Source organism: Streptomyces sp. NPDC002206 (genome assembly GCF_053593595.1).
Map to the genome: position 1 here is coordinate 176,737 of NZ_JBSFCW010000005.1, position 26,366 is coordinate 203,102.

The window sequence follows — 26,366 nt, forward strand, 5'->3', positions numbered from 1 at the left end:
TCTGCGCATGCCCCTTGACGTAGCCGCCGAGCATTGTCACATTCATCAATGTCACGTTACGAGCACGTACCGCACACGGCATGGGACGGACGGTGGCATGGCATCACCGGTGAAGGACGCAGCAGTCCCGGAACTCCAGGGGTTCAGAGAGGTGCAGCGCCTCGCGTACGCATGCGCGGAGGCGGTCGCCGCCCGGCTCGAACCGGGCGTGACGGAGCGCGAGGCGGCCCGGATGCAGCGGGAGTGGCTGCGCGGGCGCGGGGTGCGGGACTGGTTCCATCTCCCGTTCGCCTGGTTCGGGGACCGTACGGCGTTCGCCGGTTTCAAGGTGCCGCTGCAGTTCTTCCCGACCAACCGGAAGCTGGAGCCGGGAATGCCGTTCATCCTCGACATGGCTCCGGTGTACAAAGGATTCACGGCGGACATCGGATACTCCGGCTGTCTCGGGCTCAACCCGCTGCACGACAAGCTCCTCGCCGACCTGGAGGCCCACCGCGCGCTGATTCTGGGCGAGGTGCGCGAGCGGCGTTCGCTGCGCGGGATCTATGAGGACGTCGAGCGCCTGATGATCAGGCAGGGGTATGCCAACAGGCATCGCGCGTACCCCTTCGGAGTCATCGCTCACAAGATCGACCGGGTCACCGAACGCCGTTGGTCCCCGCGTGTCTTCGGGTTCGGTACGCAGTCGCTCAAGGGGCTGGTCAGCGATGCACTGCACGGGCACCGGGACGGCTGGTCGCCGCTGTGGAGTCCGTACAGCTTCTCCGACCATCCGCCGCAGCCGGGGCTGTGGGCGGTCGAGCCCCATCTCGGATTCCGGGGCACAGGCGCCAAGTTCGAGGAGATCCTGGTCGTCACCGACTCCAAGGACCCCGAGCAGAGCGCCTTCTGGCTGGACGACGATCTGCCGCATGTGCGGCGCTGGGCCGAGGAGAGGGTGGCGGCGTGAGTCTTCAGGATGTGCCGGGGATCCGCGAACGCCGGGTAAGTACCGGCGGGATCGAGTTGTGCGTTGCCGAGCTGGGCGACGAGACGCGTCCCACGGTCGTGCTCGTGCACGGCTACCCGGACAGCAAGGAAGTCTGGACGGAGGTCGCGGAGCAGCTGGCCGAGCAGTGGCATGTCGTGCTGTACGACGTGCGCGGGCACGGCCGGTCGACGTCTCCGGCGCCGCTGCGCGGCGGGTTCACACTGGAGAAGCTGACCGACGACTTCCTGGCCGTGGCCGAGGCGGTGAGCCCGGACCGGGCGGTGCATCTGGTCGGGCACGACTGGGGTTCGGTCCAGTCGTGGGAGTTCGCGACGGTCAAGCGCACCGAGGGCCGGATCGCTTCCTTCACTTCGATGTCGGGTCCCTCCCTGGACCACTTCGGGCACTGGATCAAGCAGCGGTTGTCCCGGCCCACCCCGCGCCGGGTCGGCCAGCTGCTCGGCCAGGGCGCCAAGTCCTGGTACGTGTACATGCTGCACACTCCGGTGCTGCCGGAGCTTGCCTGGCGCGGTCCGCTCGGCAAGCGGTGGCCCCGGATACTGCAGCGGCTGGAGAGCGTGCCCGCGGGCGACTACCCGACGCCGTCCCTGCCGAACGATGCGGCGCACGGCGCCTGGCTCTACCGCGACAACGTCCGTGCCCGGCTGCGCAGGCCGCGTGAAGACGCATTCGCACATGTGCCGGTCCAGCTGATCACACCGACCGGTGACATTTTCCTTTCGGAGCGGCTCTACGACCAACTGGAGCTGTGGGCACCGCAATTGGTGCGACGCACCCTGCCGGCCAAGCACTGGGTACCACGCACCCGGCCGGACCAGTTGGCTTCCTGGATCAGCGAGTTCGTGGCCGGCATCGAGTCGGCCCAGGAGGACGGGCGGCCGCTCCAGGACCACAGACCGACCGGGGCGCACGCGGACCGGTTCGGCGGGCAGCTGGTGCTGGTGACGGGCGCGGCCGGCGGTATCGGACGGGCCACCGCGTTCGCCTTCGCCGAGGCCGGCGCCCGGGTGGTGGCCGTGGACCGGGACGCGGAAGGGGCGGCCAGAACAGCCGAGATGGCCCGCCTGATCGGCTCCCCCGCGGCCTGGGGCGAGGCGGTCGACGTCAGCGACGAGCAGGCGATGGAGAAGCTCGCCGAGAAGGTCGCCGACGAGTACGGCATCGTCGACGTCCTGGTCAACAACGCCGGGATCGGGCTGTCGGGCTCCTTCCTGGAGACCACGAGCGAGGAATGGAAGAACGTCCTCGACGTCAATCTGTGGGGAGTCATCCACGGCTGCCGGATCTTCGGTAAGCAGATGGCCGAGCGTGGCCAGGGCGGCCATATCGTCAACACCGCATCCGCCGCCGCGTATCAGCCGTCCCGGGCGCTGCCCGCGTACAGCACCTCCAAGGCGGCCGTGCTGATGCTCAGCGAGTGTCTGCGGGCCGAACTGGCCGAGCGCTCGATCGGGGTCAGTGCGATCTGCCCCGGCATCGTGAACACCAACATCACCGCGACGACGCGGTTCGCCGGGGCCGACGCCGCCGAGGAGAAGCGGCTGCAGAAGCGGGCCGGCCGGCTGTACGGGCTGCGCAACTACCCTCCGGAGAAGGTCGCTGACGCGATCATCGAGGCCGTGGTGCACAACCGGGCCGTGGTGCCGGTGACACCGGAAGCCCGCGCCGCCCGGTTCCTGTCCAGGTTCGGCCCCGGCACGCTGCGCGGGATCGCCCGGCTGAAGCCGCCGCTGTGACCCGGCACGGAACGTCGGCGGTGACGAGCCGGTCCGCCGCCGAGTACCGGATCGAGGACCTGGCGCATGCGAGCGGCGCCACGGTCCGCACGATCCGGGCCTACCAGGACCGTGGACTGCTGCCGACACCGGAGCGGCGCGGCCGGGCCAATGTGTACGGGGACACGCATCTCGCCCGGCTCCGGCAGATCGCCGACCTGCTGGACCGCGGTTACACGCTGGCCAGCATCAAGGAACTGCTGGAGGCGTGGGACGCGGGCCGCGGTCTCGGCGGGGTGCTCGGGCTCGTCGCCGAGGTGCACGGGCCCTGGACGGACGAACAGGCAGACCGGATCACCCGGGACGAGCTGCACAGGAAGTTCGGCGGTGTGCAGGACGACCAGGCGGTCGCCGAGGCGGTCGAGCTCGGTGTGCTCGAACCGATCCCGGGACGGCCCGACGAATTTCTGGTGCCGAGTCCACAAGAGCTGTCGGTGGCAATCGAGTTGCACAGGGCAGGCGTACCGCTGACCGCAATCTCTGGTCATTTGAGGGAACTTCGCGGTCAGATCGAACACATTGCCTCCCGTTTCCTGGAGTTCACCACGGAGCACGTGTTCGCGCGCTATCTCGGTCATCGTCCGCCGAGGGACGCGGATGCGGCCGAAGCCGCCGAGCTCGTGCGGCGACTCCGCCCGCTCGCCCAGCAGACAGTTGATGCGGAACTGGCGCGCGCCATGCGGACGGTCGCCACCCGCCATCTCCAGCATCATCTCGGCGCGGACACACCGCTCGGCTCGGCTCCCTCCGCGTGCGAGCCTCGTCCCGTACTGCTGCCACCGGACACATTTCGGTCTGTGCAACAGCTCGTTGGGCCGCAGAACGTCGCGGCCTTCGTCATGGCAGCCACCGAACGCGAGCTCCAGGCACGGACATTGGATGCACTTGCCACATCACACGCTAAATCCAGTCAAGTTGATCAAATGGATTGATTTCACAGTCACTTGTCCACAGAATCACCAAATCCCCTGTGGATAACTCAAGTTGACTGTGGATCAAACCTGTGGACGAAAATCGCTGGTGTGAATCCTGAGCAAATCCGGATGCGCCGACGAGATCGTCACGGGCACCCTTGCGGGATGGACGAAAGACGCACCGTCAAGGTGTCCAAATACCTTTCGAAACACCTGCGGCATCACCCCGAGCGGATCGGCATCACTCTCGATGCAAACGGCTGGGTGCCGATCGACGAGCTGCTCCGCGCCACGGCCCGGCACAACTTCCCCATCACCCGGGACGAGCTCGATCACGTCGTCGCGGTCAACGACAAAAAGCGCTACGCCATCGAAGGCGACCGCATCCGTGCGAGCCAGGGCCACACCGTCCCGGTGGACCTCGATCTGCCGCCGGTCGAGCCGCCCGCGTACCTCTACCACGGCACGGTTGGCCGCGCCCTGCACGCGATCCGTACCGAGGGGCTACGCCCCATGAACCGACGCCACGTCCACCTCTCGCCCGACCGTGAGACGGCGACCCATGTCGGCGCCCGACGCGGCCGACCTGTCGTCCTCTCCGTGGACGCGGCCGCGATGCACCGAGCGGGTCATGTCTTCTACGTCAGCGCGAACGGGGTCTGGCTCACGGAGGCGGTACCGCCCGAGTTCCTGCGCTTCCCCGGCTGAACCCGAACGGAACCGACCGGGGTCTGATCGCACCGCCGCCCACCACACCGACCCAGTGCACCGACCGGTGGCACCCGGCAAGATCGTGAGCATGGTCCGTCCACACTTCGCCGGCACCGAAGCCGTAGTCGTAGCGATCCGCGAGGTCGCCCGCGCATTCGATCTGGAGGTGCGGACCACCGATGGCATCGGCGCCGACCAGGTCTCCCGGCGTACTTCCGCCGGCGCCTTCTCGGTCATCGATCCGGACTGCTCGCTGCCGCACGAGGCCTTCGTCGAGCTGAGCGGCTCCCCGGCCGTCACCATTCAGGTCTTCCCTGACGACGACGCGAAGATCACTGTCGACGGCATCGAGTTCCCCGAGTCCCGCGCGACTCCGTGCTCGCCTTCCTACGGTCGGTCCACACCGGGATGGCCCATGTGAAGGGCAAAATCTTCCCGCCCGGCTGGTGGCTGATTGTGTCGCTGCCCGGCGACGAGACCTACAAGGAGCTCGTGCCGCGCGGAACGCTGTCGCCCTGGTTCAGCCGCAGCGTCCGTCGTCAGGGGCTGCCATGTGCTTTTTTGTCCGCAGCACGTCCACCGTATGGTCGTAGGTATGCGTCTGAGCACTGTAATTCTGCCGATCCACCGCTGGAGCGACGGCCGGAGGATCTGGCAGCGCGCCGAGGAGCTGGGGTTCCACGCCGCGTACACGTATGACCATCTCGCCTGGCGGACCTTCCGCGACGGACCGTGGTTCGGTGCGGTTCCGACCCTGACCGCCGCGGCCGCCGTCACCGAGCGGCTGCGTCTGGGCACGCTTGTCACGTCCCCCAACTTCCGGCACCCGGTGACCCTGGCCAAGGACCTCATCACGCTGGACGATGTCTCCGACGGACGTATCACCCTCGGCATCGGCGCAGGCGGCAACGGTTTCGACGCCACGACGCTGCGCAGGAGCGACGAAGAGCCGTGGACCCCGCGCGAACGGGCGGACCACTTCGCCGAGTTCGTGCCACTGCTCGACCGGTTGCTGCGGGAACCGTCGGTCACGCACGAGGGCGAGCTCTACGTGGCGAACGAGGCACGGAACATCCCCGGCTGTGTGCAGCGGCCTCGGCTGCCCTTCGCGGTGGCCGCAACCGGGCCGCGCGGGCTGAAACTCGCCGCGCAGTACGGCCAGGCATGGGTCACCACCGGAGACCCCAAGCTGTTCGAGACGGGCACCCCGGAGCAGTCCGTGGAGGCCATCCGCGGGCAGATCATCAAGCTCGGCACGGCCTGCGAGGCCGTCGGCCGGGATGTGGCCGAGCTGGACAAGATCCTGCTCACCGGCTTCACCCCGGGCCGCCCGCTGGAGTCCTTCGACGCGTTCGTGGACTTCGCGGGCACCCACTTCGAGCTGGGCTTCACGGAGATCGTCATCCACACGCCGATCGCGGACTCCGACTTCGCGGCGGACGAGAAGATCTTCGAGCGGATCGCCACGGAGGGCCTGTCCCAGCTCGGCTGACCCGCACCCGCCGCCCGCCGACCCGCCCACTGACTGGCACACCCGCCACCGACAGCGCGGCAGCGGCCCGTCGGATCCTCCGGCATATGGCTGAGGCATATTCCCCAGCTCAGGGGCGCGCATCCTCAAATGCGCGCCCCTCTGCACACCGGTGCGCTCCCGTACGCGAGAATGACTGGGTGACCTCAGCTATCGATTCGCCTCTGCCTGCCGTTCCCCGGCTGATTGCAACCGATCTGGACGGCACTTTGCTGCGCGACGACAAAACCGTCTCGGAGCGCACAATCGCGGCACTCGCCGCGGCCGAGGAGGCCGGGATCGAGGTCTTCTTCGTCACCGGCCGGCCGGCCCGCTGGATGGATGTCGTCAGCGACCATGTCCACGGCCACGGTCTGGCGATCTGCGCGAACGGCGCCGCGGTCGCCGATCTGCACGCGGGCGGCGAGCTGGTCCAGGTACGGCCACTGGATCGCGACGTCGCCCTCGATGTCGTCCACACCCTGCGTGTCGCCGCCCCCGGCACCTCGTTCGCCGTCGAGCTGACCACCGGCATCCACTACGAACCGTCCTACCCGCCGTTCCACCTCGACCCGGGTGCCACCGTCGCCATCGCCGAGAAGCTGCTCCACGAAGAGGTGCGCGGCTCAGGCGCCCCCGTGCTGAAGCTTCTCGCGCACCACGCAGAACTGGCACCGGACGAATTCCTCGAAGTGGCTCGCACCGCAGCCGGTGACCGGGCGTCCTTCACCCGGTCCAGCCCCACGGCCCTGCTGGAAGTCAGCGGTCCCGGCGTCTCCAAGGCCAGCACGCTGGCGCTCTGCTGCGCCGAGCGCGGCATCTCGCCCGCTGAGGTCGTCGCCTTCGGGGACATGCCGAATGACGTGGAGATGCTGAGCTGGGCGGGCACCTCGTACGCGATGGGCAACGCCCACCCCGCGGCGCTGGCCGCCGCCTCCGGCCGGACCGTCACCAACAACGAGGACGGTGTCGCGGTCGTCATCGAGCGGCTGGTCGCCGAGCGCCGGACGCACCGTAGCGAAGGCTGAAACGCCGTTCGCCCCGAGGCCCGCCCGAACGCCGAAGACAGCCGTCACAGCGGTGCCTCCCACACCACCGTCGTACCGCCCCCGTCCTCAGCGATTCCCGGCCCGAACCAGCTCGCCCCACCCAGCGATTCCGCCCGGCGCGCCAGGTTCCGCAGCCCGCTGCGCCGACCGCCCTCCGGGACGCCCACCCCGTCGTCGGCGACCGACAGACGTACCGCGTCGCGTCCGTCGGGCAGCGTGACGGTCGCATCGACCACCACGTCCATGCGGGACGCCCCGGCATGCCGGAAGGCGTTCGACAGCGCCTCCCGCAACGCCGCGATCAGGTTCTTGCCGGTCAGCTCGCCGACCAGTGAGTCGACCGGGCCGAGGAAGCGGTGCGCCGGCTTGAAGCCGAGCGGGACGGCCGCCATGTTGATCTCACGCAGGACGCGGGTGCGCAGCCCCGACGGTGCCTCGGCCGGCTCCTGCTGCAGCGCGAAGATCGCGGTACGGATCTCCTGAATGGTCACGTCCAGTTCGTCGACCGCCCGGCCGACACCGGTCTGCACCTCGGGCACCACCGACCGGCGCTGGGCGCTCTCCAGCATCATCCCGGTGGCGAACAGCCGCTGGATGACGAGATCGTGCAGGTCACGGGCGATCCGGTCGCGGTCCTCATACACTGCGAGCCGCTCCCGGTCCCGCTGCGCCTCGGCCATCATCAGCGCGAGTGCGGCTTGCGAGGCGAACTGTGTGGCCAGGGTCTGTTCGGTCTCGGTGAACGGCCGGTCGCCCCGGGCCCGCGGGGTGGCGAGTGCGCCGAGCACCCGCCCGCCGCTGTGCAGCGGCAGCAGCATGCTCGGGCCGAACCGGTGGGCAAGACCGGTGACCATGCGGAAGTCGGTGGCTGAGTCGTCCGTGAAGACCGCCTCGCCGGCCAGCAGCTGCGCGACCACCGGACTCTCCGGGCCGATGATCACCCCCAGCGAGGCGGACGGCTCGTCGGCGGAGACGGCGGCGACCTCCAACCCGCCCCCCTCGGCCGGAAGAAGCACGATCCCCGCGGCGGAGGCAGCGAGATGGCGGGCCTGTTCGGCGACGACGGCGAGGGCGTCGTCGGCGTCCCCGCCGGAGAGCAGCGCGGTGGTCACGGCCACCGACCCGTCGATCCACCGCTCGCGCTGGCGTGCCGCCTCGTACAGCCGGGCGTTGCCGATGGCGATCCCGGCCTCCGTGGCGAGCACCCGAACCATGTGCAGGTCGTAGTCGGTGAACTCGCCCCCGTCGGCCTTCTCGGCCAGATAGAGATTGCCGAAGATCTCGCCCTGGACCCGGATCGGGACGCCGAGGAAGGTCTGCATCGGGGGATGGCCCGGCGGAAATCCGGCGAACCTCGGATCGGCCGTCAGATCGGCAAGCTTCACGGGGGCCGGGTCGTGGAGCAGCGCACCGAGAAGCCCCCGGTGGCCGTCGGGCCGGTGCCCGATGGCGGCTTCCACCTCTGTCGACACCCCGTGTGTGAGGAAGTCGGAGAGCCCCTTGCCCCCCTCGTCGGCGACGCCGATGGCGGCGTAGTCGGCGTGGGTGAGCTCGGCGGCGGTCTCGCAGATCCGATCGAGGGTGGAGTGCAGTTCGAGCCCGGTGCCGACGGAGCGCATCGCTTCCAGCAGTTGCGGGATGCGAGCGGTGAGCTCGGTGGACAGGCCCTGCAGACCGCGGGTCGCCTGCGTTGCGGCTTCGAGTGAGTCCTTCGGGTCCTGCTCTGCCATACCCAGAGCCTAGTTAGTCCCATTTGGGGAGGAAAGTGGACCGATGGGTCCTGCGGATCGATCCGGCGGCCGCCGCCCTCCTTCTACGCCCGCGCGGCACCGTCCGGCACTCGATCCGCCTCCCGCACGGTCTCCCGTTCGCGCTCCAGCATCCGGCGCAGCGGGCCGTCCGCCGCCGCGAGAGCGGCATACGGACCACGCTGCACGATCCTGCCCGCGTCCATCACCAACACCTCGTCGACCGCGTCGAGCCCCGCCAGTCGATGGGTGATCAGGACTGTCGTACGGCCCCGGGTCGCGACCAGCAGATCCGCTATCAGCGCGTCCGCCGTCTCCAGGTCGAGATGCTCGGCGGGCTCGTCCAGAACGAGCACGGGGAAGTCGGCGAGGAGCGCCCGGGCCAGCGCGAGCCGCTGCCGCTGCCCGCCGGAGAGGCGGGCCCCGTGCTCGCCGACGAGGGTGTCGAGCCCGTCGGGCAGCGCTTCTGCCCAGTCGAGCAGCCGTGCCCGGGCGAGGGCGGCCCGCAGCTCGTGGTCCGTTGCGACGGTACGGGCCAGCCGCAGGTTCTCCCGGATGGAGCTGTCGAAGACATGCGCGTCCTGGGCACAGAGCCCGACGAACCGCCGGACAGTGTCCCCGTCCAGCGCCGAGGCCTCCACACCACCGATCCGGTACGTCCCCGCCCGCGCGTCCAGGAAGCGGAGCAGGACCTGCGCGAGGGTGGTCTTCCCGGAGCCCGAAGGGCCGACGACCGCAATGCGCCGGCCTGCGGTCAGCGTCAGGTCGACGGAGTCCAGGGCGTCCCGCGACGCTCCCGCATAGCGGGCCGCCACCCCCCGTACCTCCAGCGGGAAAGGTGTCGCGGGGGCCTCGACCGGGGTCGCGGGCTCGTGCACCGGCACCAGGGCGTCCAGCACCTCGTACACCCGCTCTGCGCTCCGCTTGACCCGCTGCCGGTACTGCACGGCGAGTGGCAGACCGGTGACGGCCTCGAAGGCGGCAAGCGGGGTGAGAACCACCACCGCGAGTTCCACACCCTCCAGCCGTCCGTCGTGAACCGCCGGGAGGGCGACGAGTGCGGCGGCGACGACGGTGAGGCCGCAGATCAAGGCGGAGAGGCCACCGCCGAGCGCTGTGGCCGTCGCCGCGCGTGACGCGATCCGGGTCAGGACGGTGTCGGCCTCCCGCGTCCTCTCCTTGCGCGCGGGCAGCGCGCCCGCGACGGTCAGTTCGGCGGTCCCGCCGAGCAGATCGGTGATCCGGGTGGCCAGATCGGCCCGCGCGGGCGCCAGTTGGCGTTCCGCACGACGGGCACAGGCGCCACTCACGAGCGGCACGCCGACCCCGGCCAGCAGCAGTCCGAGGGCGAGCACGACACCCGCCTGGGGCAGCAGCCAGCCGGTGAACCCGGCTGCCGCAGCTCCCACCACGACCGCGGTCCCGGCGGGCAGCAGCCACCGCAGCCAGTAGTCCTGCAGCGCGTCCACATCGGCGACGAGCCGGGACAGCAGATCCCCGCGCCGCGTCCGACCCAGTCCGGCCGGTGTGATGCGCTCCAGTCCGCGGTACACGGCGACGCGCAGCTCGGCGAGCATCTTCAGCACAGCGTCGTGCGAGACGAGACGCTCGGCGTAGCGGAAGACGGCGCGGCCGAGCCCGAAGGCGCGGGTCGCTGTCACGGCGACCATCAGATAGAGCACCGGGGGCTGTTCGGAGGCGCGGGAGATCAGCCAGCCGGAGACGGCCATGAGTCCGACGGCCGACGCCAGAGCGAGGCTGCTCAGCAGCAGTGCGAGCGCCAGCTGTCCGCGCTGTGCCCCTGCGGCCTCCCGGACCCGGGCGAGTACCTGCCCGGACCGGGCTGCGGTCTCCCGCAGCACCTCGGGCTCCTGCCCGGCTTCGTACGTGTCCCGGTTCCCGGAGCCGTCCGCGCGCGCCTGTCGGGACACCACGGCCGCCCCTTCGCCCAGCACCGTTGCCCACTGCTGTTCCGGTGCCGCACCGGGTTCCAGCACCACCACCCGGTCGGCGACCGAGAGCAGGGCCGGGCGGTGCACGACCAGCAGCACGGTCCGCCCCGCCGCCAGCCTCCGTACCGCCTCGACGATCCCCGCCTCCGTCTCGCCGTCCAGGCTCGCAGTCGGCTCGTCGAGCAGCAGGAGCGGCCGGTCGGCGAGGAACGCCCGCGCGAGCGCGAGCCGCTGCCGCTGACCGGCGGAGAGTCCCGCACCGTCCTCGCCGAGGAGCGTCTGCGCGCCGTCGGGCAGTTCCGCCACGAAGTCGTACGCCCCCGCGTCCCGCAGCGCCGCCGTCACCGCGCTGTCGTCCGCGTCCGGCCGGGCCAGCCGTACGTTCTCCGCGATCGTGCCCGCGAAGAGCTGTGGGCGCTGCGGCACCCAGGCGATCCGTTCCCGCCAGCGCTCGGGCGCGAGCGTCGCCAGATCGACGCCGCCGACCCGTATCCGCCCCTCGTCGGGCGCCGCGAAACCCAGCACCACATTGAGCAGCGTGGACTTCCCGACACCGCTCGGGCCGACCAGGGCGACGGTCTCCCCCTCGTCCACCACCAGCGAGGCTTCGTCCAGCGAAGGTTCGGCACGGCCCTCGTGCCGGACGGTCACCCCCTCCAGCTCCAGCCGCAGCGACGGCGGGATGTCCGCCGTACCGCCCGCCCGCGGCTCGGTCTCCAGAACCGCGAAGATCTCTTCCGCCGCCGAGAGTCCCTCGGCTGCCGCGTGGTACTGCGCCCCGACCTGCCGGATCGGCAGATAGGCCTCGGGCGCGAGGATCAGCACCACCAGGCCGGTGTAGAGGTCGAGTTCACCGTGCACGAGCCGCATGCCGATGGTGACGGCGACCAGTGCCACCGACAGGGTGGCGAGGAGCTCCAGGGCGAAGGACGACAGGAAGGCGATCCGCAGGGTCCGCAGGGTGGCACTGCGGTACTGCGAGGTAATGGTGCGGATGGACTCGGCCTGGGCCTTGGCGCGGCCGAAGACCTTCAGCGTCGGCAGTCCGGCGACCACGTCGAGAAAGTGTCCGGAGAGCCGCGAGAGCAGCTGCCACTGGCGGTCCATCCGGGACTGGGTGGCCCAGCCGATCAGGATCATGAAGAGCGGGATGAGCGGCAGCGTGACCACGATGATCGCTGCTGAGACCCAGTCCTCGGTGACGATCCTGGCGAGGACTGCCACCGGAACGACCACCGCGAGTCCGAGCTGCGGCAGATAGCGCGCGAAGTAGTCGTCGAGCGCGTCGACACCGCGGGTGGCGAGCGCCACCAGGGAGCCGGTGCGCTGGCCGCTCAGCCAGTCCGGCCCGAGCGCCGCCGCCCGGTCCAGCAGCCGGCCGCGGAGCTCGGACTTGACCGCCGCACTGGCCCGGTACGCGGCCAGCTCGGTCAGCCAGGAGACCAGCCCGCGGCCGAGCGCGACCGCCACGAGCAGGATCAGCGGGGTGCGCAGCCCGGGAACGGTGAGCCCGTCCTCGAACCCGCCCACCACCACGTCGGCGATGAGCATGGCCTGGGTGATGACCAACGCAGCCCCGACCACTCCGAGTGCCACCACGGCCGCCAGGAAGAGCCGGGTGGCACGGGCGTAACGGAGCAGACGCAGGTCGATCGGTTTCACGTGAAACAGCCCCCAGAGAGCTCGTTCGGTGGACCGGGGCGAGAGAAGAGCCGGAACCCTTCTCTCGCCCGAAAGAGAGGCCCGGGCGTGTCAGTGCGCCTCGGCGATGTGCTGCGTGCCGATCCGCTTGCGGAACACCCAGTACGTCCATCCCTGGTACAGCAGCACCACGGGGGTGGCGATCCCTGCGCACCAGGTCATGATCTTCAGCGTGTAGGGACTGGACGAGGCGTTGGTGACCGTGAGGTTCCAGGCGTCGTTCAGCGAGGACGGCATGACGTTCGGGAAGAGCGTCAGGAAGAGCATCGCGACCGCGGCCGTGATGGTCACTCCGGAGAGCGCGAACGACCAGCCCTCACGTCCCGCCGCTATGGCACCGATCGCTCCGACCAGCGCCAGCACAGCGACGATCATCGCGACAAGGCTCTTGCCGTCGCCGTTTTCGATCTGGGTCCACATCAGGAAACCGAGCGCGAGCACCGCGGTGACCAGACCCAGCTTGAGCGCCATGCCGCGCGCCCGCTCCCGGATGTCCCCGACCGTCTTGAGTGCGGCGAACACCGCACCGTGGAAGGTGAAGAGGAAGAGCGTGACCAGACCGCCGAGGATCGCGTACGGGTTGAGCAGGTCCCCGAAGTTGCCCACGTACTCCATGTCGGCATCGATCTTCACGCCGCGCACGATGTTCCCGAAGGCCACACCCCAGAGCACGGCCGGGATCAGCGAAGTCCAGAAGATCGCGTGTTCCCAGTTGGTCTGCCACTTCTCCTCGGGCCGCTTCGCCCGGTACTCGAAGGCGACACCGCGCACGATCAGGCAGAGCAGGATGATCAGCAGCGGCAGGTAGAAGCCGGAGAACAGTGTGGCGTACCACTCCGGGAAGGCGGCGAAGGTAGCGCCGCCCGCAGTGAGCAGCCACACCTCATTGCCGTCCCAGACGGGCCCGATCGTATTGATCAGGACCCGCCGTTCCCGGCGGTCCCGGGCCAGCAGCTTGGTGAGGACACCGATGCCGAAGTCGAATCCCTCCAGGAAGAAGTAGCCGATCCAGAGGACGGCGATGAGGACGAACCAGACGTCGTGGAGTTCCATCTCTCCGCTCCTCTGCTCTCAGTAGGAGAAGGCCATCGGCCGGTCGGCGTCGTCATGGTCGTCGCCGCCGATCTTGGTGGGCGGGTTGAGGTCGGACTCCGTGAGTTCTGGCGGTCCGGCCTTGATGTACTTCGTGAGCAGCTTGACCTCGATCACAGCGAGCGCCGCGTAGAGCAGGGTGAAGAGGATCAGCGAGGCGAGCACCTCGCCCTGCGAGACGCCGGGGGAGACGGCGTTGCGGGTCTGCAGAACCCCGAAGACGACCCAGGGCTGGCGGCCCGTCTCGGTGAAGATCCAGCCCCAGGAGTTGGCGATCAGGGGGAAGAGCAGCGTCCAGAGGGCGACGATCCAGTAGAGCTTGGTGAGCTTCGGGCTGAGTGCCTTGCTCTTGAACAGGACCAGATGCGGCACCTCGTCCTCACCGGTCCGCAGCCCCGGTCGCAGCATGAATTTCTTCCGCGTCAGCCACAGTCCGAGCAGGCCGAGGCCGAAGGACGCCATGCCGAAGCCGATCATCCAGCGGAAGCTCCAGAAGGCGACCGGGATGTTGGGCCGGTAGTCGCCGGGTCCGAACCTCTCCTGCTCGGCCTTGTTGATGTCGTTGATGCCGGGGATGTACGAGTGGAAGTTGTCGTCCGCGAGGAACGACAGTATCCCCGGGACGGAGATCTCCACGGTGTTGTGCCCCTTGGCCACATCGCCGACCGCGAAGATCGAGAAGGGTGCCGCGTTCTGCCCCTCCCAGAGCGCCTCGGCGGCGGCCATCTTCATCGGCTGCTGCTTGAACATGACCTTGCCGAGCAGGTCGCCGCTGACGGCGGTGAGGAGTCCGGCGATCACGACGGTGACCAGTCCGAGCCGCAGCGAGGTGCGCATCACCGGGATGTGCTGCTTGCGCGCCAGGTGGAAGGCGGCGATGCCGACCATGAACGCGCCGCCGACCAGGAAGGCCGCCGTGATGGTGTGGAAGAACTGGGTGAGCGCGGTGTTCTGGGTGAGCACATTCCAGAAGTCGGTGAGCTCGGCCCGGCCGCGTTCCTTGTTGATCCGGTAGCCGACCGGGTGCTGCATCCAGGAGTTGGCCGCGAGGATGAAGTACGCGGAGAGGATCGTCCCGATGGAGACCATCCAGATGCAGGCGAGGTGGATCTTCTTCGGCAGCTTGTCCCAGCCGAAGATCCACAGCCCGATGAAGGTGGACTCGAAGAAGAAGGCGATCAGCGCCTCGAAGGCCAGCGGGGCGCCGAAGATGTCGCCGACGAAGCGCGAGTAGTCGGACCAGTTCATGCCGAACTGGAACTCCTGCACGATGCCGGTGACGACACCCATGGCGATGTTGATCAGGAAGAGCTTGCCCCAGAACTTGGTGGCCCTGAGGTACTTCTGATTCTCGGTCCGCACCCAGGCGGTCTGCAGGCCGGCGGTGAGCGCGGCGAGAGAGATCGTCAGGGGAACGAAGAGGAAGTGGTAGACGGTGGTGATCCCGAACTGCCATCGCGCCAAGGTCTCCGGCGCCAGAGCTAGCTCCACGTCGTCTTCTCCTTACGTCGCCGTAGTGAGCGGAAGTGTGCACTGCAAACCGACCGATCACGGGAGGAACAGGACGCGCTTGTGAACGCGTTCACATTCACAAGCATTATGGCGCACGGGCTTTCGACGTGTTCGAGGGGGGTCCCCCTATCGGGACGCTCCCACGCGAAGGCCCCGCACCTCGACGAACGAGAGGTACGGGGCCTTCCGGGTGCACGCGTACGCGCCGCGACGGGTCGCGGCAAGCGCGAGGCTGATCGCGGCATGCACACCCACCGCTGCACGCACGAGGCTCGCGCCGTATGCGCAAGCGGGACTTCGGTTACAGCTCCTTGCGGTACGCCTCCGCCACCCTCAGGAACACGTCGTTCGCCTCGTCCTCGCCGATCGAGACCCGCACACCCTCGCCCGCGAACGGCCTGACCACGACTCCGGCCCGCTCGCACGCCCCGGCGAAGTCCAGCGTACGGCCGCCGAGCCGCAGCCAGACGAAGTTGGCCTGGGACTCCGGAACGGTCCAGCCCTGGCTCACCAGAGCCTTGTGCACCCGGATGCGCTCGCAGACCAGGGAGCCGACCCGGCCGAGCAGTTCGTCCTCGGCACGCAGCGAGGCGACCGCCGCGTCCTGCGCCAGCTGACTGACCCCGAACGGCACCGCCGTCTTGCGCAGTGCGGCCGCCACCGGCTCGTGGGCCACTGCGAATCCGACCCGCAGGCCGGCCAGACCGTAGGCCTTGGAGAATGTCCGCAGCACCGCCACATTGGGCCGGTCCCGGTAGATCTCGATGCCGTCCGGCACCTCGACATCGCGGATGAACTCCTTGTACGCCTCGTCCAGCACCACGAGCACATCGCCCGGCACCCGGTCCAGGAACCGCTCCAGCTCGGCCCTGCGCACCACCGTCCCGGTCGGGTTGTTCGGGTTGCAGACGAAGATCATCCGGGTACGGTCCGTGATCGCGTCCGCCATCGCGTCGAGGTCGTGCACCTCGCCGTCGGTCAGCGGCACCTTCACCGAGGTCGCGCCGCTGACCTGGGTGATGATCGGGTACGCCTCGAAGGAGCGCCAGGCATAGATGACCTCGTCACCCGGGCCCGACGTGGCCTGGAGCAGCTGCTGCGCCACCCCGACGGAGCCGGTTCCGGTGGCGAGATGCGAGATCGGCACGCCGAACCGGTCGGCCAGCTCGTTCATCAGACCGGTGCAGGCCATGTCCGGGTAGCGGTTGAAGTTCGCGGCCGCGGCCAGGGCGGACTCCATCACGCCGGGCAGCGGCGGATACGGGTTCTCGTTGGAGGACAGCTTGAACGCGAGCGGTCCGTCGGCCGCCGCCGGCCTGCCCGGCACATAGGCGGGGACGCCGTCCAGTTCGGCACGCAACTTGGGGCTCGTCTCGCTCACCGCAGGTCCTCCTCGACCGTCGTACACATCAATACTGCTCACCTTATGAGGATTGGGCGCCGGTGCGAATGGGCGAGCGAAGGAATCGTCCGGTGAGCCCGGGAATGGGGGGAGCATCCCTCATCCCGGCGTGCGCCGGTGGCTCACTCCGTGGCGCGCATCCCCCGAAGAGGTGAGTTGAGACCTCTTCGAAACATCGACCATTTGGTAGGCCCATCCTCATCGACGCATCACACATTGCGTTCGACCCCATCAACGCCCTTGTTTTGTAAGGTATTTGACATCAAACGATCATGCAGAAACGTGCCTGTCAATGCGTGAATATGCGACCGGCCCGACCGCCTGCCCGAGCCCTACTATCGGCTCGCCATGACAGCAGCAGGGAAGCACCAGGTGAGCCGGACGGAGACACCCCGGCGCGGCGGCCGGCAGGGACGAGCGGGAATCCGGGATGTGGCCGCCGCCGCCGGAGTCTCCATCACGACCGTCTCCGACGCGCTCAACGGCAAGGGACGGCTCCCGGACGCCACCCGCCGCCATGTCCGCGAGGTCGCCGAGCGCCTGGGCTACCGCCCGTCCGCCGCGGCCCGAACCCTCCGTACCGGCAAGTCCGGCCTCATCGGCCTGACCGTGACGACGTACGGGGATGAACCTTTCACCTTCACCGAATTCGCCTACTTCGCGGAGATGGCCAGAGCGGCCACCTCCGCCGCGCTCGCCCGCGGCTACGCCCTCGTCATCCTTCCCGCCACCTCACGCCACGATGTCTGGTCGAACGTCGCCCTCGACGGCACCGTCGTCATCGACCCCTCCGACCAGGACCCGGTCGTCACCGAACTCGTCCGCCAGGGGCTGCCCGTCGTCTCGGACGGCCGCCCCGCCGGCACCCTGCCGGTCACCGCGTGGGTGGACAACGACCACCGGTCCGCTGTGCTCGACCTCCTCGACCACCTCGCCGCCGCCGGGGCCCGCCGGATCGGCCTGCTCACCGGCACCACCACCGACACATACACCCGGCTCTCCACCACGGCATACCTCCACTGGTGCGAGCGCGTGGGCCAGGATCCGGTGTACGAGTCCTATCCCGCCCACGACCCGTGCGCGGGAGCGGTCGCAGCCGACCGGCTCCTCGCCCGCCCGGACCGGCCCGACGCCGTATACGGGCTCTTCGACCCCAACGGCACCGACCTGCTGGCGGCCGCCCGCCGGTACGGGTTGCGCGTCCCCGAGGATCTGCTGCTCGTCTGCTGCAGCGAGTCCACCGTGTACGCGACGACCGAGCCCCCCATCACCACGCTCTCACTCAAACCGCGCCAGATCGGCACAGCGGTCGTCCAGCTCCTCATCGACGCGATCGAAGGCGTCGACCAGGACGGTCCGGTGGAGCGGGTCATACCGACCGAACTCATCGTCCGGACGTCCTCGCAACGCCGTCCGCCCCGCACCACGGTCAGCCCACCTCGATCCCCGTCCAGGGATTGATCAGGCCAATTGGGACCAATCGGCCGGTGAACCTGTCGTGCGCCCGGATTCACCACCCCTGGTGCATCACACTGCACGATCCGCATTCCTATGATGGGCGCACGACACCGCGGACCACCCCGACCAGCAGGGCCCGTCAGGTGTACGGCGGCGCGACGGTGGTGGAGGGGTCGATGACACAGGGGGCCGGTCAGGAACCCGTGGAGCGGACGGCGACGTTGCGTGACTTCCGTGTGCCGCCCTATGCGCAGACTCCGGCGCCGCCCGCGGCACCGCACCCCGGCCATGCGGTACCGGGCGACGAGCCGGAGGGATACACGCCCACCGCGCGGGATCTTCCCGTGATCAACCGCGGTGACACCGTCCAGGTGCGGGCCGTCCCGGATCCGCGGCCCGCCACGGACCAGGGGCTCGGACCGCTGTACGTGGTCGGCGACGTCCACGGCTATCTGGACGAGCTTCGCGACGCCCTCATGGGACAGGGCCTCATCGACGCCGAAGGTGCCTGGGCCGCGGGCAACGCCCGGCTCTGGTTCCTCGGCGACTTCACCGACCGCGGTCCGGACGGCATCGGCGTCATCGACCTGGTCATGCGTCTGTCCGCCGAGGCCGCGGCCGCGGGCGGCTACTGCAAGGCCCTGATGGGCAACCACGAACTGCTGCTCATCGGCGCCAAGCGGTTCGCCGACACGCCGGTCAACTCCGGTGCGGGCACTGCCACCTTCCAGGCCGCCTGGCTGCTCAACGGCGGCCAGAAGACCGACATGGAGCGGCTCCAGGACGTCCACCTCCAGTGGATGTCCCGTCTCGACGCGGTCGTCGAGGAGGACGGGCACCTTCTGATGCACTCCGACACGACGGCGTACCTCGACTACGGCTCCACCATCGAAGACGTCAACGAGACCGTGCACGCCATTCTCACGCGTAACGACGCCGACGAGTGCTGGGACCTGTTCCGCAAGCTCACCAAGCGGTTCGCCTTCCGCGACGAGGGGGGCTCGCAGGCGGTCCAGGAGCTGATGGCGGCGTACGGCGGGCAGCGCATCGTCCATGGTCACAGCCCCATTCCGTATCTGCTCGGCGAGGTCGGCCCCGAGGACGGCGAGGACAGCGCAGGCCCCGTGGTGGACGGCCCGCACGTGTACGCGGACGGGCTCGCCATCGCCATGGACGGCGGTGTGACCATGGCCGGAAAGCTGCTGGTCGTCCGGCTGCCGTTGCATGACTGACAGTCTTCGGGGAAGACGCATCCACGACCTGACCACGCCGACCACTGGGCCTATTTACGGAAACCCCCTGTCACCCCGTGCCGTGGGCGCTCTACCATCGGCCTATCAGTAGCAGGCTCTCCTCCGTTTCCGCCCAACTGCCCGGTCCAAGCGGGTACTCAGGCCCAACGGAGCATCGGGGGATGCACATGAACAGCGCTCCGCACCTGCTGGCCGAGGACCGACCCGAGTACGAGCGGATCCTCGGCGATGCGCTACGTCACGCTCACGAACGACCGGATCTGGCCGGAGTCGGCGAACGGCTCAACACGGAACAGCTGCGCACCATGGCGCTGAACGCCACGGCCCTGATCACCGCGGCGGCGGCCACCGAGTACGACCACTACGTGAAGGTCCGCGAAGAGCTGCGCGGACCGGCCGCCGACTCGGCCCAGGGTTCGGGCCTCGGGTCCGAAGCGGACGATCCGGACCGGCCGGGCGCCGGCATAGGGGCGGTCGTCACCGTCCTGGCGCCGATGCTCGCGGGCACCGCCGCGCTGATCTTCCTGCTGGTCGGCTACATCCTGAAGATGCTCAATCGGCCTCCGTCGTTCGCCGACACCATGGTCACCGCCGGCTGGTTCTTCGCGGCGGTCATGGCGGCAGCGATACTGGCCGCCGCCATCGGACTGCTCACCACGGCGCTGCGCAACGGCTCGACGTCGCTGCCGGCCGAGGACACCGAGGACGAGCTGCCGGAGGATGTGGCGCGCGCCAGGGAGGCCTGGCGCCATGCGCTGCTGGAGCGGGGCATCCTGCCGTTCCTGCGGGACGCGCTCGCCGATCCCACGGCCGGCCCCGCATCCCGTACACCGCACCGCTCGGCCAACCGCATCCCGAAGATCGGCTACTCCAGGCCGGACTTCTCGGGCCCGGAGGAGGGCCCGGCAGCGGGTCCCCGCCCGTCGTTCACCAGCCCCGACTTCACCAGCCCGGACTTCGGCGGCCCGGAACACGAGCTGGACTGACCGGGACCGAATCCCTTGTTCGTCGTCCTCGTGCCGGCGATCGGAGCGGGTCTCGTTGTCCTCGTGGCCCTGCCCCTCCTTCTGGTCTTCGGCCCCGGAGAGATGCACTGAGCCGGGACGGTTCTCGCAGCGCCCCGGCTCAGTGCTCCACCCGATGACTCAGTCCGCGATCGGCAGATAGACGCGGTTGCCGGCCGCCGCGAACTCCTTGGACTTCTCCGCCATGCCCGCCTCGATCTCCGACTGCGAACCGCCGTGCTCACGACGGATGTCCTGGGAGATCTTCATCGAGCAGAACTTCGGGCCGCACATCGAGCAGAAGTGCGCCGTCTTCGCCGGTTCCGCCGGCAGCGTCTCGTCGTGGAACTCCCGTGCCGTGTCCGGGTCGAGAGCCAGGTTGAACTGGTCCTCCCACCGGAACTCGAAGCGCGCGTCCGACAGCGCGTCGTCCCAGTCCTGGGCACCCGGGTGCCCCTTGGCGAGGTCGGCCGCATGGGCCGCGATCTTGTAGGTGATGACGCCCGTCTTCACGTCGTCCCGGTTGGGCAGGCCCAGGTGCTCCTTGGGCGTGACGTAGCAGAGCATCGCAGTCCCCCACCAGGCGATCATCGCGGCGCCGATGCCCGAGGTGATGTGGTCGTACGCCGGGGCCACATCGGTGGTCAGCGGGCCGAGCGTGTAGAACGGCGCCTCCTCGCAGATCTCCTGCTGGAGGTCGATGTTCTCCTTGATCTTGTGCATCGGGACATGGCCCGGGCCCTCGATCATCGTCTGGACGCCGAACCGCTTGGCGATCGTGTTGAGTTCGCCGAGCGTGCGCAGTTCGGCGAACTGCGCCTCGTCGTTGGCGTCGGCGATCGAGCCGGGACGCAGCCCGTCGCCCAGCGAGTACGTCACGTCGTACGTCGCGAGGATCTCGCAGAGCTCCTCGAAGTTCTCGTACAGGAACGACTCCTTGTGGTGCGCCAGGCACCAGGCCGCCATGATCGAGCCGCCGCGGGAGACGATGCCGGTCTTGCGGCGGGCGGTGAGCGGGACGTACGGGAGGCGCACCCCGGCATGGACCGTCATGTAGTCGACGCCCTGCTCGGCCTGCTCGATGACGGTGTCCTTGTAGATCTCCCAGGTCAGTTCCTCCGCCCTGCCGTCGACCTTTTCGAGGGCCTGGTAGAGCGGAACGGTGCCGATCGGCACCGGGGAGTTGCGCAGAACCCACTCACGGGTGGTGTGGATGTTGCGGCCGGTGGAGAGATCCATGACCGTGTCGGCGCCCCATCGCGTCGCCCACGTCATCTTCTCGACCTCCTCCTCGATGGAGGAGGTGACCGCCGAGTTGCCGATGTTGGCGTTGACCTTCACCAGGAACCGCTTACCGATGATCATCGGTTCGATCTCCGGGTGGTTGACGTTGGCCGGCAGAACCGCCCGGCCGGCGGCGATCTCCTCACGTACGACCTCGGGTTCGACGTTCTCCCGGATCGCCACGTACTCCATCTCCGGGGTGATCTCGCCCCGGCGGGAGTATGCGAGCTGGGTCACCGGCTGCCCGTCGCGGCTGCGGCGCGGCTGCCGCGGGCGGCCGGGGAAGACCGCGTCGAGGTTGCGCAGTCCGCCGCGCGGCGAGGTGTGCTTGAGCCCGTCGTCCTCGGGGCGGACCGGGCGACCCGCGTACTCCTCGGTGTCGCCGCGGGCGACGATCCAGTTCTCCCGCAGAGCCGCGAGGCCGCGGCGGACGTCGGTGTCGGTGGCGGGATCGGTGTACGGCCCGGACGTGTCGTACAGCGTCACGGCGTCGCCGTTGGTGAGGTGCACCTGCCGGACCGGCACCCGGAGGTCCGGGCGCGAGCCCTGGACGTATCCCTTGTGCCAGCCGATGGACTTTCCGGCCTCGTCGCTCTGGTTCGAGGCAGGCGTGCGTGCGTCCGATGTGGTCATGAGACCTACTCCCTACGCCGGCATTACCCGGTAACAGGTTCGGCGGTCGGCGCAGCCTGTCCCGTACGGATGTACGGATATCAGCGCCCTCTCAGCCCGGTGCTCCGAGCTCCCGCGTGTACAAAGGTGCCACCAAGCTAGCGCCCTTCGAGGCGTACTGAACAGTGGCCCCCTTCCCTTCTTGCGATGATCCCCCGGTGACGTCCCCTCAAAATAACTCCGGACCGCAGGACCATCAGCACGGTCACTCGCACAGCCACGGGCCTGCCGCGCCGGTCTCGAAACATCTGCGCAAGGTCATCGCGGCCGTCCTGATCCCGTTCGCCACCGCCGTCGTCGTCGGCCTGGTGGTGCTCTGGCCGGGCGGTGCACCCGCGCACGAGCGCACCGGTGTCGGCTTCGACCGGCAGACCCAGCAGGCCACGGTGGTGAACGTCGACAAGGTCGACTGCAAGGACGTGAACGCCGCGCAGACCCCGGCCACCGGCAACACCACAACGCCGTCGGGGAACGCCACTCCCGGCCAGGAGCCGGGGCTGTGCGAGAAGGCCACGATCGAGGTGACGACCGGCCACGACAAGGGAAGGACCTTCGTCGAGATCGTCCAGCCCGACGCGCCACGGCAGTTGCACGAGGGGCAGGGTGTGATCGTCGCGTACGCCCCCGACGCACCCCATGACCTTCAGTACTCCGTGACGGATGTGGACCGGAAAGTACCGATGGCCCTGCTGGCCGGGATCTTCGCTCTCGCAGTGGTCGTGGTGGGCAGGCTGCGCGGGGTGATGGCGCTGATCGCGCTCGCCGTGTCGTTCGCCGTGCTGACCCTGTTCATCCTCCCCGCGATCCTGCAGGGTTCGAACCCGCTGCTGGTCGCAGTCGTCGGGGCCAGCGCGATCATGCTGATCGCGCTCTACATGTGCCACGGGCTGACCGCCCGTACCTCGGTCGCGGTCATCGGCACGCTGATCTCACTGCTGCTGATCGGGCTGCTCGGTTCGCTCTTCATCGACTGGGCGAGCCTGACCGGCAACACCGACGACAGCACCGGCCTCATCCACGGCCTGTACCCCCACATCGACATGAGCGGCCTACTGCTGGCCGGTGTCATCATCGGCTCGCTCGGCGTGCTGGACGATGTGACGGTCACCCAGACATCGGCGGTCTGGGAGCTGCACCAGGCCGACCCGACGATGGGTGCGCGGAGGCTCTACCGGGCAGGTATCAGGATCGGTCGCGACCACATCGCCTCAGTGGTCAACACGCTGGTGCTCGCCTACGCCGGCGCCGCGCTTCCCCTTCTGCTGCTGTTCTCGATCGCGCAGAGCAGCGTGGGCACGGTGGCCAACAGCGAACTCGTGGCGGAGGAGATCGTACGAACGCTGGTCGGATCGATCGGACTGGTCGCCTCGGTGCCGGTGACGACGGTGCTGGCGGCCCTGGTCGTCTCCGCGGACCGCACAGGGCTCGGTGCGGAAGCCGGAGCTTCGGCGCCTGCACGGAACGGAAAGGGCCGGCGTCGCAGGGCGAGGCATTGACGCTCAAGCCGGTGGCCGTGTCGGCGCGGTGCACATATCACCCGTTCGGCAGATACCGCGTTCGACCGGTGCGCCGACCGTCGGCGCAAACCTTTTCAGCCGGCGTTCTGTTCCTTGGCCAGGATCCGGCCCAGCGCCTCCTCGAGGTTGCCCTCGAAGTCACTCAGCGTGCACTCCTGGCCGAGGGGGACAAGCTTGTCCGTCCGGTCGAGAAACGCAACGAGTGGCGCTGTGCCGGCCCTGAAGAGAGCGCGATCCGCGCCGACCTGAAGCCGGATGTGTACGTCGGACAGCCCCTCGGGCTCCGTGGGACTGATGTGCACATCACCGTCACCGCTGGGGCTGTTGAGGCCGTCCAACAGCAGCTCACGACCGAAAGCCCAGGTGACGGGGGCGTCACCGGGCAGATGGAAGGTCATCCGGATCGCGTACGGATCGCATACCTCGTACCGGAGCTCCACCGGGATACGGAATGAGAGCTCCTCGGAGACGAGAAAACTCATCATGACCTCAGCTTGAACCGACTCGCGCATCGTTCAACCCCGCAGTAGATGAATCTGGCCAGGAATGATCCCCCATGGCCCTATTGACGCCATCGTGGTGCACCCGATAGCAGATCACAAGGAGTGAGTTTTCAGATACTGATAGAGAACACGAGCGAACGCAAGAGGCTTGCCACTTCTCCGCGTAGTCGTTCGACTGCGGGGAGCAAGCGATCTTCTTCGTCGAGGGGTACCGAAATGGCCACGGCTGCGGCCGTGAATCCGACTGCGATCGGGATGGCGGCGCAGACCGTTCCCAGGGCGTACTCCTGTCGTTCGACAACAGGTTCCGTTCGCTCCAACGACCTCAAACGCTCAAGAAACGCCGGTCGGTCCCGCACCGTGTACCGCGTCAGCGGCTGCACAGGGTGACGATCCAGATGGTCCTCACGGGCCTTCTCGTCGAGCCGGCTCAATAGACACTGGCCGATCGCATGAGCATGTCCGGTCTCCCTGAACGAGGCCCACTCCTCGACCGCGGGTGCTGCAGGGGCGTCGGCGACCGCGATGAGTTCGATCTCACCCTCGCGGTAGACGGCGCAATACACCGGTGCACCGATGATGTCGCGCCAGCGGGCCAGCGACTGGGCCATGGTGCTGCGACGATTCTGCAGTGCACCGTCGTCGACCAGCCTCTCGGCGGCGGAGCCGAAGAGGAATACCCCGTTCTCCCGGCGCAGATAGCCTTCATGGGTCAGGGTGCGCAACAGGTGATAGGCAGTGGGAAGGGGAAGCCCCGCTTCCCGTGCGAGCTGCTTCGCAGGCGCCCCGTCCCGATGGGCGCCCACAGCCTCCAACAGCCTCAACGCCCGCTGAACCGAACCGATCAACGTCGGGACAGCGGTACTCGATGCCGTGGTCAAAGGTCACCCCCAGGCATGGTGACGGGCAGTCAGCCCGTTCGTGGGGGCCGCCCCCACGGACCTGCCGCAGACCTGGGGTCCGGAGACCGGGCGTATACACAAACCAGTGGTCAGGGTGGTGACGGACAGTTGTTTCCCAGGCAACGACAGCGGACCGCCACTGTATCGGCAGCGTGCGCGAGCGATGTCGTTTCGTCTGGTACTTAGCTCAGCTGGGCTAATCGCCCGACCGGTGACCGGCCGCCGTCTACCAGTCGCCGCGCGACGACGAGGACGACATGAACTTCCGTACGACGAACACGAGCCCGCCGACCAGGATCACGAAGACCAGGACCTTGAAGAGCAGACCGATCACGAACCCGATCACGCTGGCGATCAGGCCGCCGAACACGACGATCGCGATGACGGGCACCGCGACCCACTTCACCCACCAGGGCATCCCCGCGAATATCTCCCGAACGGCCATCGTCCCTACCTCGTCTCTGTGCGTAACGGCTTCGATGAGCACCTGCTTCGATGCTAGAGGCGCGGGGGTGACCTGCGGGGGCACCGGAGCCCCCGAACTCCCCTGATCGAACCCTTAGGGATCCCTGAGGGCCCGGCTCAGCTCTCCGGCGGAGAGAAGACCACCATGACCCGCAGATCCTCGGTGATGTGGTGGAACTTGTGGGCCATACCGGCCGGTACGTACACCACGCTTCCCCTGCCCACCTGTGTGGTCTCCATGCCGACGGTGATCGAGGCGCGGCCGCTGACAACGAAGTAGACCTCGTCCTGGTTGTGCGGCTGCTGCGGATCGAGGTCGCCGGCGTCCAGCGCGTACAGGCCGACGGACATGTTCCGTTCCCGCAGGAAGTGCAGATACGCGCCGTCGTTGGCGGCCCGTTCCGCCTCCAGTTCGTCCAGTCTGAATGCCTTCATGGCCCGTCCGCCCCTTGCTTTCGTTCTGCCGGTGTTCGCCACCGATCATGTCTGCCACGATCAGACACATGAAGAATTTTGTAGTCAAGACGATCGCCAACGCAGGTGCGCTGGCCGTGGCCATCTGGCTGCTCGACAACATCACGTTGTCCGGCGGCAGTACCGGTCGCAAGGTGCTCACCCTGATACTCGTGGCCCTGCTCTTCGGGCTGGTGAACTTCGTGGTGAAGCCCATAGTCAAGTTGCTCACCCTGCCGCTGTTCATCCTCACACTGGGTCTGATCACCCTTGTGGTGAACGCGCTGATGCTGCTGCTGACCTCCTGGCTGGCCGACCAGTTCGACCTCAGTTTCCACGTCGAGGGCTTCTGGACCGCCGTGCTCGGCGGCCTGATCATCTCGGTCGTGTCCTGGGCACTGAATGTCGTCCTGCCGGACGAGGACTGATCCGACCGAATCAGAGCGATCAGCGGAGCCGGCTGGATCAGCTGGATCAGAGGCACCGGTACAACCAGAG

The 26,366-nt window shown here is 68.4% G+C and carries 21 protein-coding genes and 1 pseudogene; 12 read left to right on the forward strand and 10 right to left on the reverse strand.

Features of this window, described 5'->3' with window-relative positions:
* Window positions 1–97 precede the first annotated feature (97 nt).
* The 7 genes and pseudogenes from ACWCP8_RS13045 (at window position 98) to ACWCP8_RS13075 (ending at window position 6,929) form a co-directional block, all read left to right on the forward strand.
* Window positions 98–949, forward strand: a complete 852-nt coding sequence (locus ACWCP8_RS13045; RefSeq protein WP_352264055.1) for a M24 family metallopeptidase — start codon at window positions 98–100, stop codon at window positions 947–949.
* Window positions 946–2,727 carry an SDR family oxidoreductase gene (locus ACWCP8_RS13050; protein WP_352264053.1) on the forward strand — a complete coding sequence of 594 codons (1,782 nt, stop codon included), beginning with the start codon at window positions 946–948 and terminating at the stop codon, window positions 2,725–2,727. Before ACWCP8_RS13045 ends, ACWCP8_RS13050 begins: the two co-directional genes overlap by 4 nt.
* Window positions 2,728–2,747: 20 nt before the next feature.
* On the forward strand, window positions 2,748–3,698 hold the full coding sequence (locus tag ACWCP8_RS13055) for a MerR family transcriptional regulator (RefSeq protein ID WP_451115915.1): 951 nt from the start codon (window positions 2,748–2,750) through the stop codon (window positions 3,696–3,698).
* A 147-nt stretch (window positions 3,699–3,845) separates the two neighbouring features.
* Window positions 3,846–4,388, forward strand: a complete 543-nt coding sequence (locus tag ACWCP8_RS13060) for an RNA 2'-phosphotransferase (RefSeq protein ID WP_451115917.1) — start codon at window positions 3,846–3,848, stop codon at window positions 4,386–4,388.
* A gap of 91 nt (window positions 4,389–4,479) precedes the next feature.
* Window positions 4,480–4,931 (forward strand): annotated as a pseudogene (locus ACWCP8_RS13065) (hypothetical protein); the annotation flags it as partial.
* Window positions 4,932–4,974: 43 nt separating this feature from the next.
* Window positions 4,975–5,883, forward strand: coding sequence for an LLM class flavin-dependent oxidoreductase (locus ACWCP8_RS13070; protein WP_451115919.1), 909 nt, complete (start codon window positions 4,975–4,977; stop codon window positions 5,881–5,883).
* Window positions 5,884–6,062: 179 nt separating this feature from the next.
* On the forward strand, window positions 6,063–6,929 hold the full coding sequence (locus tag ACWCP8_RS13075; RefSeq protein ID WP_352264046.1) for a Cof-type HAD-IIB family hydrolase: 867 nt from the start codon (window positions 6,063–6,065) through the stop codon (window positions 6,927–6,929).
* Window positions 6,930–6,973: 44 nt separating this feature from the next.
* On the opposite strand, the gene ACWCP8_RS13080 is transcribed toward ACWCP8_RS13075, so the two are convergent.
* From ACWCP8_RS13080 to hisC, 5 genes are all read right to left on the reverse strand, one after another.
* A complete protein-coding gene (locus ACWCP8_RS13080; protein ID WP_352264044.1) occupies window positions 6,974–8,680 on the reverse strand; it encodes a sensor histidine kinase in 1,707 nt (568 codons plus the stop codon).
* An 83-nt stretch (window positions 8,681–8,763) separates the two neighbouring features.
* Window positions 8,764–12,312, reverse strand: a complete 3,549-nt coding sequence (gene cydD / locus ACWCP8_RS13085; protein ID WP_451115922.1) for a thiol reductant ABC exporter subunit CydD — start codon at window positions 12,310–12,312, stop codon at window positions 8,764–8,766.
* A 90-nt stretch (window positions 12,313–12,402) separates the two neighbouring features.
* Window positions 12,403–13,404 (reverse strand): cytochrome d ubiquinol oxidase subunit II, encoded by a 1,002-nt coding sequence (gene cydB / locus ACWCP8_RS13090; protein ID WP_352264040.1) that lies wholly within the window; start codon window positions 13,402–13,404, stop codon window positions 12,403–12,405.
* Between the two features lie 18 nt (window positions 13,405–13,422).
* Window positions 13,423–14,934, reverse strand: a complete 1,512-nt coding sequence (locus ACWCP8_RS13095; RefSeq protein WP_352264038.1) for a cytochrome ubiquinol oxidase subunit I — start codon at window positions 14,932–14,934, stop codon at window positions 13,423–13,425.
* Window positions 14,935–15,256: 322 nt separating this feature from the next.
* Window positions 15,257–16,336 carry a histidinol-phosphate transaminase gene (gene hisC / locus ACWCP8_RS13100; RefSeq protein ID WP_352264036.1) on the reverse strand — a complete coding sequence of 360 codons (1,080 nt, stop codon included), beginning with the start codon at window positions 16,334–16,336 and terminating at the stop codon, window positions 15,257–15,259.
* Between the two features lie 369 nt (window positions 16,337–16,705).
* Between hisC and ACWCP8_RS13105 the strand changes: the two genes are divergently transcribed.
* The 3 genes from ACWCP8_RS13105 to ACWCP8_RS13115 all read left to right on the forward strand — a co-directional run bounded on the left by ACWCP8_RS13105 (window position 16,706) and on the right by ACWCP8_RS13115 (window position 20,054).
* Complete coding sequence (locus ACWCP8_RS13105) at window positions 16,706–17,818, forward strand: LacI family DNA-binding transcriptional regulator (protein ID WP_451115925.1); 1,113 nt, start codon at window positions 16,706–16,708, stop codon at window positions 17,816–17,818.
* A 173-nt stretch (window positions 17,819–17,991) separates the two neighbouring features.
* Window positions 17,992–19,047, forward strand: coding sequence for a metallophosphoesterase (locus ACWCP8_RS13110; protein WP_451115927.1), 1,056 nt, complete (start codon window positions 17,992–17,994; stop codon window positions 19,045–19,047).
* A 182-nt stretch (window positions 19,048–19,229) separates the two neighbouring features.
* Entirely contained in the window at window positions 19,230–20,054 is an 825-nt protein-coding gene (locus tag ACWCP8_RS13115; RefSeq protein WP_326604740.1) for a hypothetical protein, read from the forward strand.
* A 159-nt stretch (window positions 20,055–20,213) separates the two neighbouring features.
* Here ACWCP8_RS13115 and thiC read toward each other — a convergent pair whose 3' ends face one another.
* Window positions 20,214–21,989: a phosphomethylpyrimidine synthase ThiC gene (thiC, locus tag ACWCP8_RS13120; protein ID WP_352264032.1), complete on the reverse strand. Its 1,776-nt coding sequence runs from the start codon at window positions 21,987–21,989 to the stop codon at window positions 20,214–20,216.
* 197 nt (window positions 21,990–22,186) lie between these two features.
* Between thiC and ACWCP8_RS13125 the strand changes: the two genes are divergently transcribed.
* Entirely contained in the window at window positions 22,187–23,524 is a 1,338-nt protein-coding gene (locus ACWCP8_RS13125; RefSeq protein ID WP_451115930.1) for a YibE/F family protein, read from the forward strand.
* Between the two features lie 95 nt (window positions 23,525–23,619).
* On the opposite strand, the gene ACWCP8_RS13130 is transcribed toward ACWCP8_RS13125, so the two are convergent.
* From ACWCP8_RS13130 to ACWCP8_RS13145, 4 genes are all read right to left on the reverse strand, one after another.
* Window positions 23,620–24,057, reverse strand: a complete 438-nt coding sequence (locus ACWCP8_RS13130) for an SsgA family sporulation/cell division regulator (RefSeq protein WP_030930605.1) — start codon at window positions 24,055–24,057, stop codon at window positions 23,620–23,622.
* Window positions 24,058–24,158: 101 nt separating this feature from the next.
* Window positions 24,159–24,929: an IclR family transcriptional regulator gene (locus ACWCP8_RS13135; protein WP_352264027.1), complete on the reverse strand. Its 771-nt coding sequence runs from the start codon at window positions 24,927–24,929 to the stop codon at window positions 24,159–24,161.
* A gap of 247 nt (window positions 24,930–25,176) precedes the next feature.
* The gene (locus tag ACWCP8_RS13140; protein ID WP_030930600.1) at window positions 25,177–25,395 is read right to left on the reverse strand and encodes a DUF5326 family protein; all 219 of its coding nucleotides are present in this window, start codon (window positions 25,393–25,395) and stop codon (window positions 25,177–25,179) included.
* A 137-nt stretch (window positions 25,396–25,532) separates the two neighbouring features.
* Complete coding sequence (locus ACWCP8_RS13145) at window positions 25,533–25,850, reverse strand: cupin domain-containing protein (RefSeq protein WP_352264026.1); 318 nt, start codon at window positions 25,848–25,850, stop codon at window positions 25,533–25,535.
* 68 nt (window positions 25,851–25,918) lie between these two features.
* On the opposite strand from ACWCP8_RS13145, the gene ACWCP8_RS13150 reads away from it, so the two are divergent.
* A complete protein-coding gene (locus ACWCP8_RS13150; RefSeq protein WP_313938212.1) occupies window positions 25,919–26,296 on the forward strand; it encodes a phage holin family protein in 378 nt (125 codons plus the stop codon).
* The last annotated feature ends 70 nt before the right edge of the window (window positions 26,297–26,366 follow it).

Excerpts from the sequence above, each read along its gene's own strand:
- ACWCP8_RS13045 (WP_352264055.1), top strand. The coding sequence starts at position 98 with ATGGCATCACCGGTGAAGGACGCAGCAGTCCCGGAACTCCAGGGGTTC.
- ACWCP8_RS13060 (WP_451115917.1), top strand. The coding sequence starts at position 3,846 with ATGGACGAAAGACGCACCGTCAAGGTGTCCAAATACCTTTCGAAACAC.
- ACWCP8_RS13070 (WP_451115919.1), top strand. The coding sequence starts at position 4,975 with ATGGTCGTAGGTATGCGTCTGAGCACTGTAATTCTGCCGATCCACCGC.
- ACWCP8_RS13080 (WP_352264044.1), bottom strand. The coding sequence starts at position 8,680 with ATGGCAGAGCAGGACCCGAAGGACTCACTCGAAGCCGCAACGCAGGCG.
- cydB (WP_352264040.1), bottom strand. The coding sequence starts at position 13,404 with ATGGAACTCCACGACGTCTGGTTCGTCCTCATCGCCGTCCTCTGGATC.
- ACWCP8_RS13105 (WP_451115925.1), top strand. The coding sequence starts at position 16,706 with ATGACAGCAGCAGGGAAGCACCAGGTGAGCCGGACGGAGACACCCCGG.
- ACWCP8_RS13110 (WP_451115927.1), top strand. The coding sequence starts at position 17,992 with ATGACACAGGGGGCCGGTCAGGAACCCGTGGAGCGGACGGCGACGTTG.
- ACWCP8_RS13115 (WP_326604740.1), top strand. The coding sequence starts at position 19,230 with ATGCACATGAACAGCGCTCCGCACCTGCTGGCCGAGGACCGACCCGAG.
- thiC (WP_352264032.1), bottom strand. The coding sequence starts at position 21,989 with ATGACCACATCGGACGCACGCACGCCTGCCTCGAACCAGAGCGACGAG.
- ACWCP8_RS13130 (WP_030930605.1), bottom strand. The coding sequence starts at position 24,057 with ATGCGCGAGTCGGTTCAAGCTGAGGTCATGATGAGTTTTCTCGTCTCC.
- ACWCP8_RS13140 (WP_030930600.1), bottom strand. The coding sequence starts at position 25,395 with ATGGCCGTTCGGGAGATATTCGCGGGGATGCCCTGGTGGGTGAAGTGG.
- ACWCP8_RS13145 (WP_352264026.1), bottom strand. The coding sequence starts at position 25,850 with ATGAAGGCATTCAGACTGGACGAACTGGAGGCGGAACGGGCCGCCAAC.
- ACWCP8_RS13150 (WP_313938212.1), top strand. The coding sequence starts at position 25,919 with ATGAAGAATTTTGTAGTCAAGACGATCGCCAACGCAGGTGCGCTGGCC.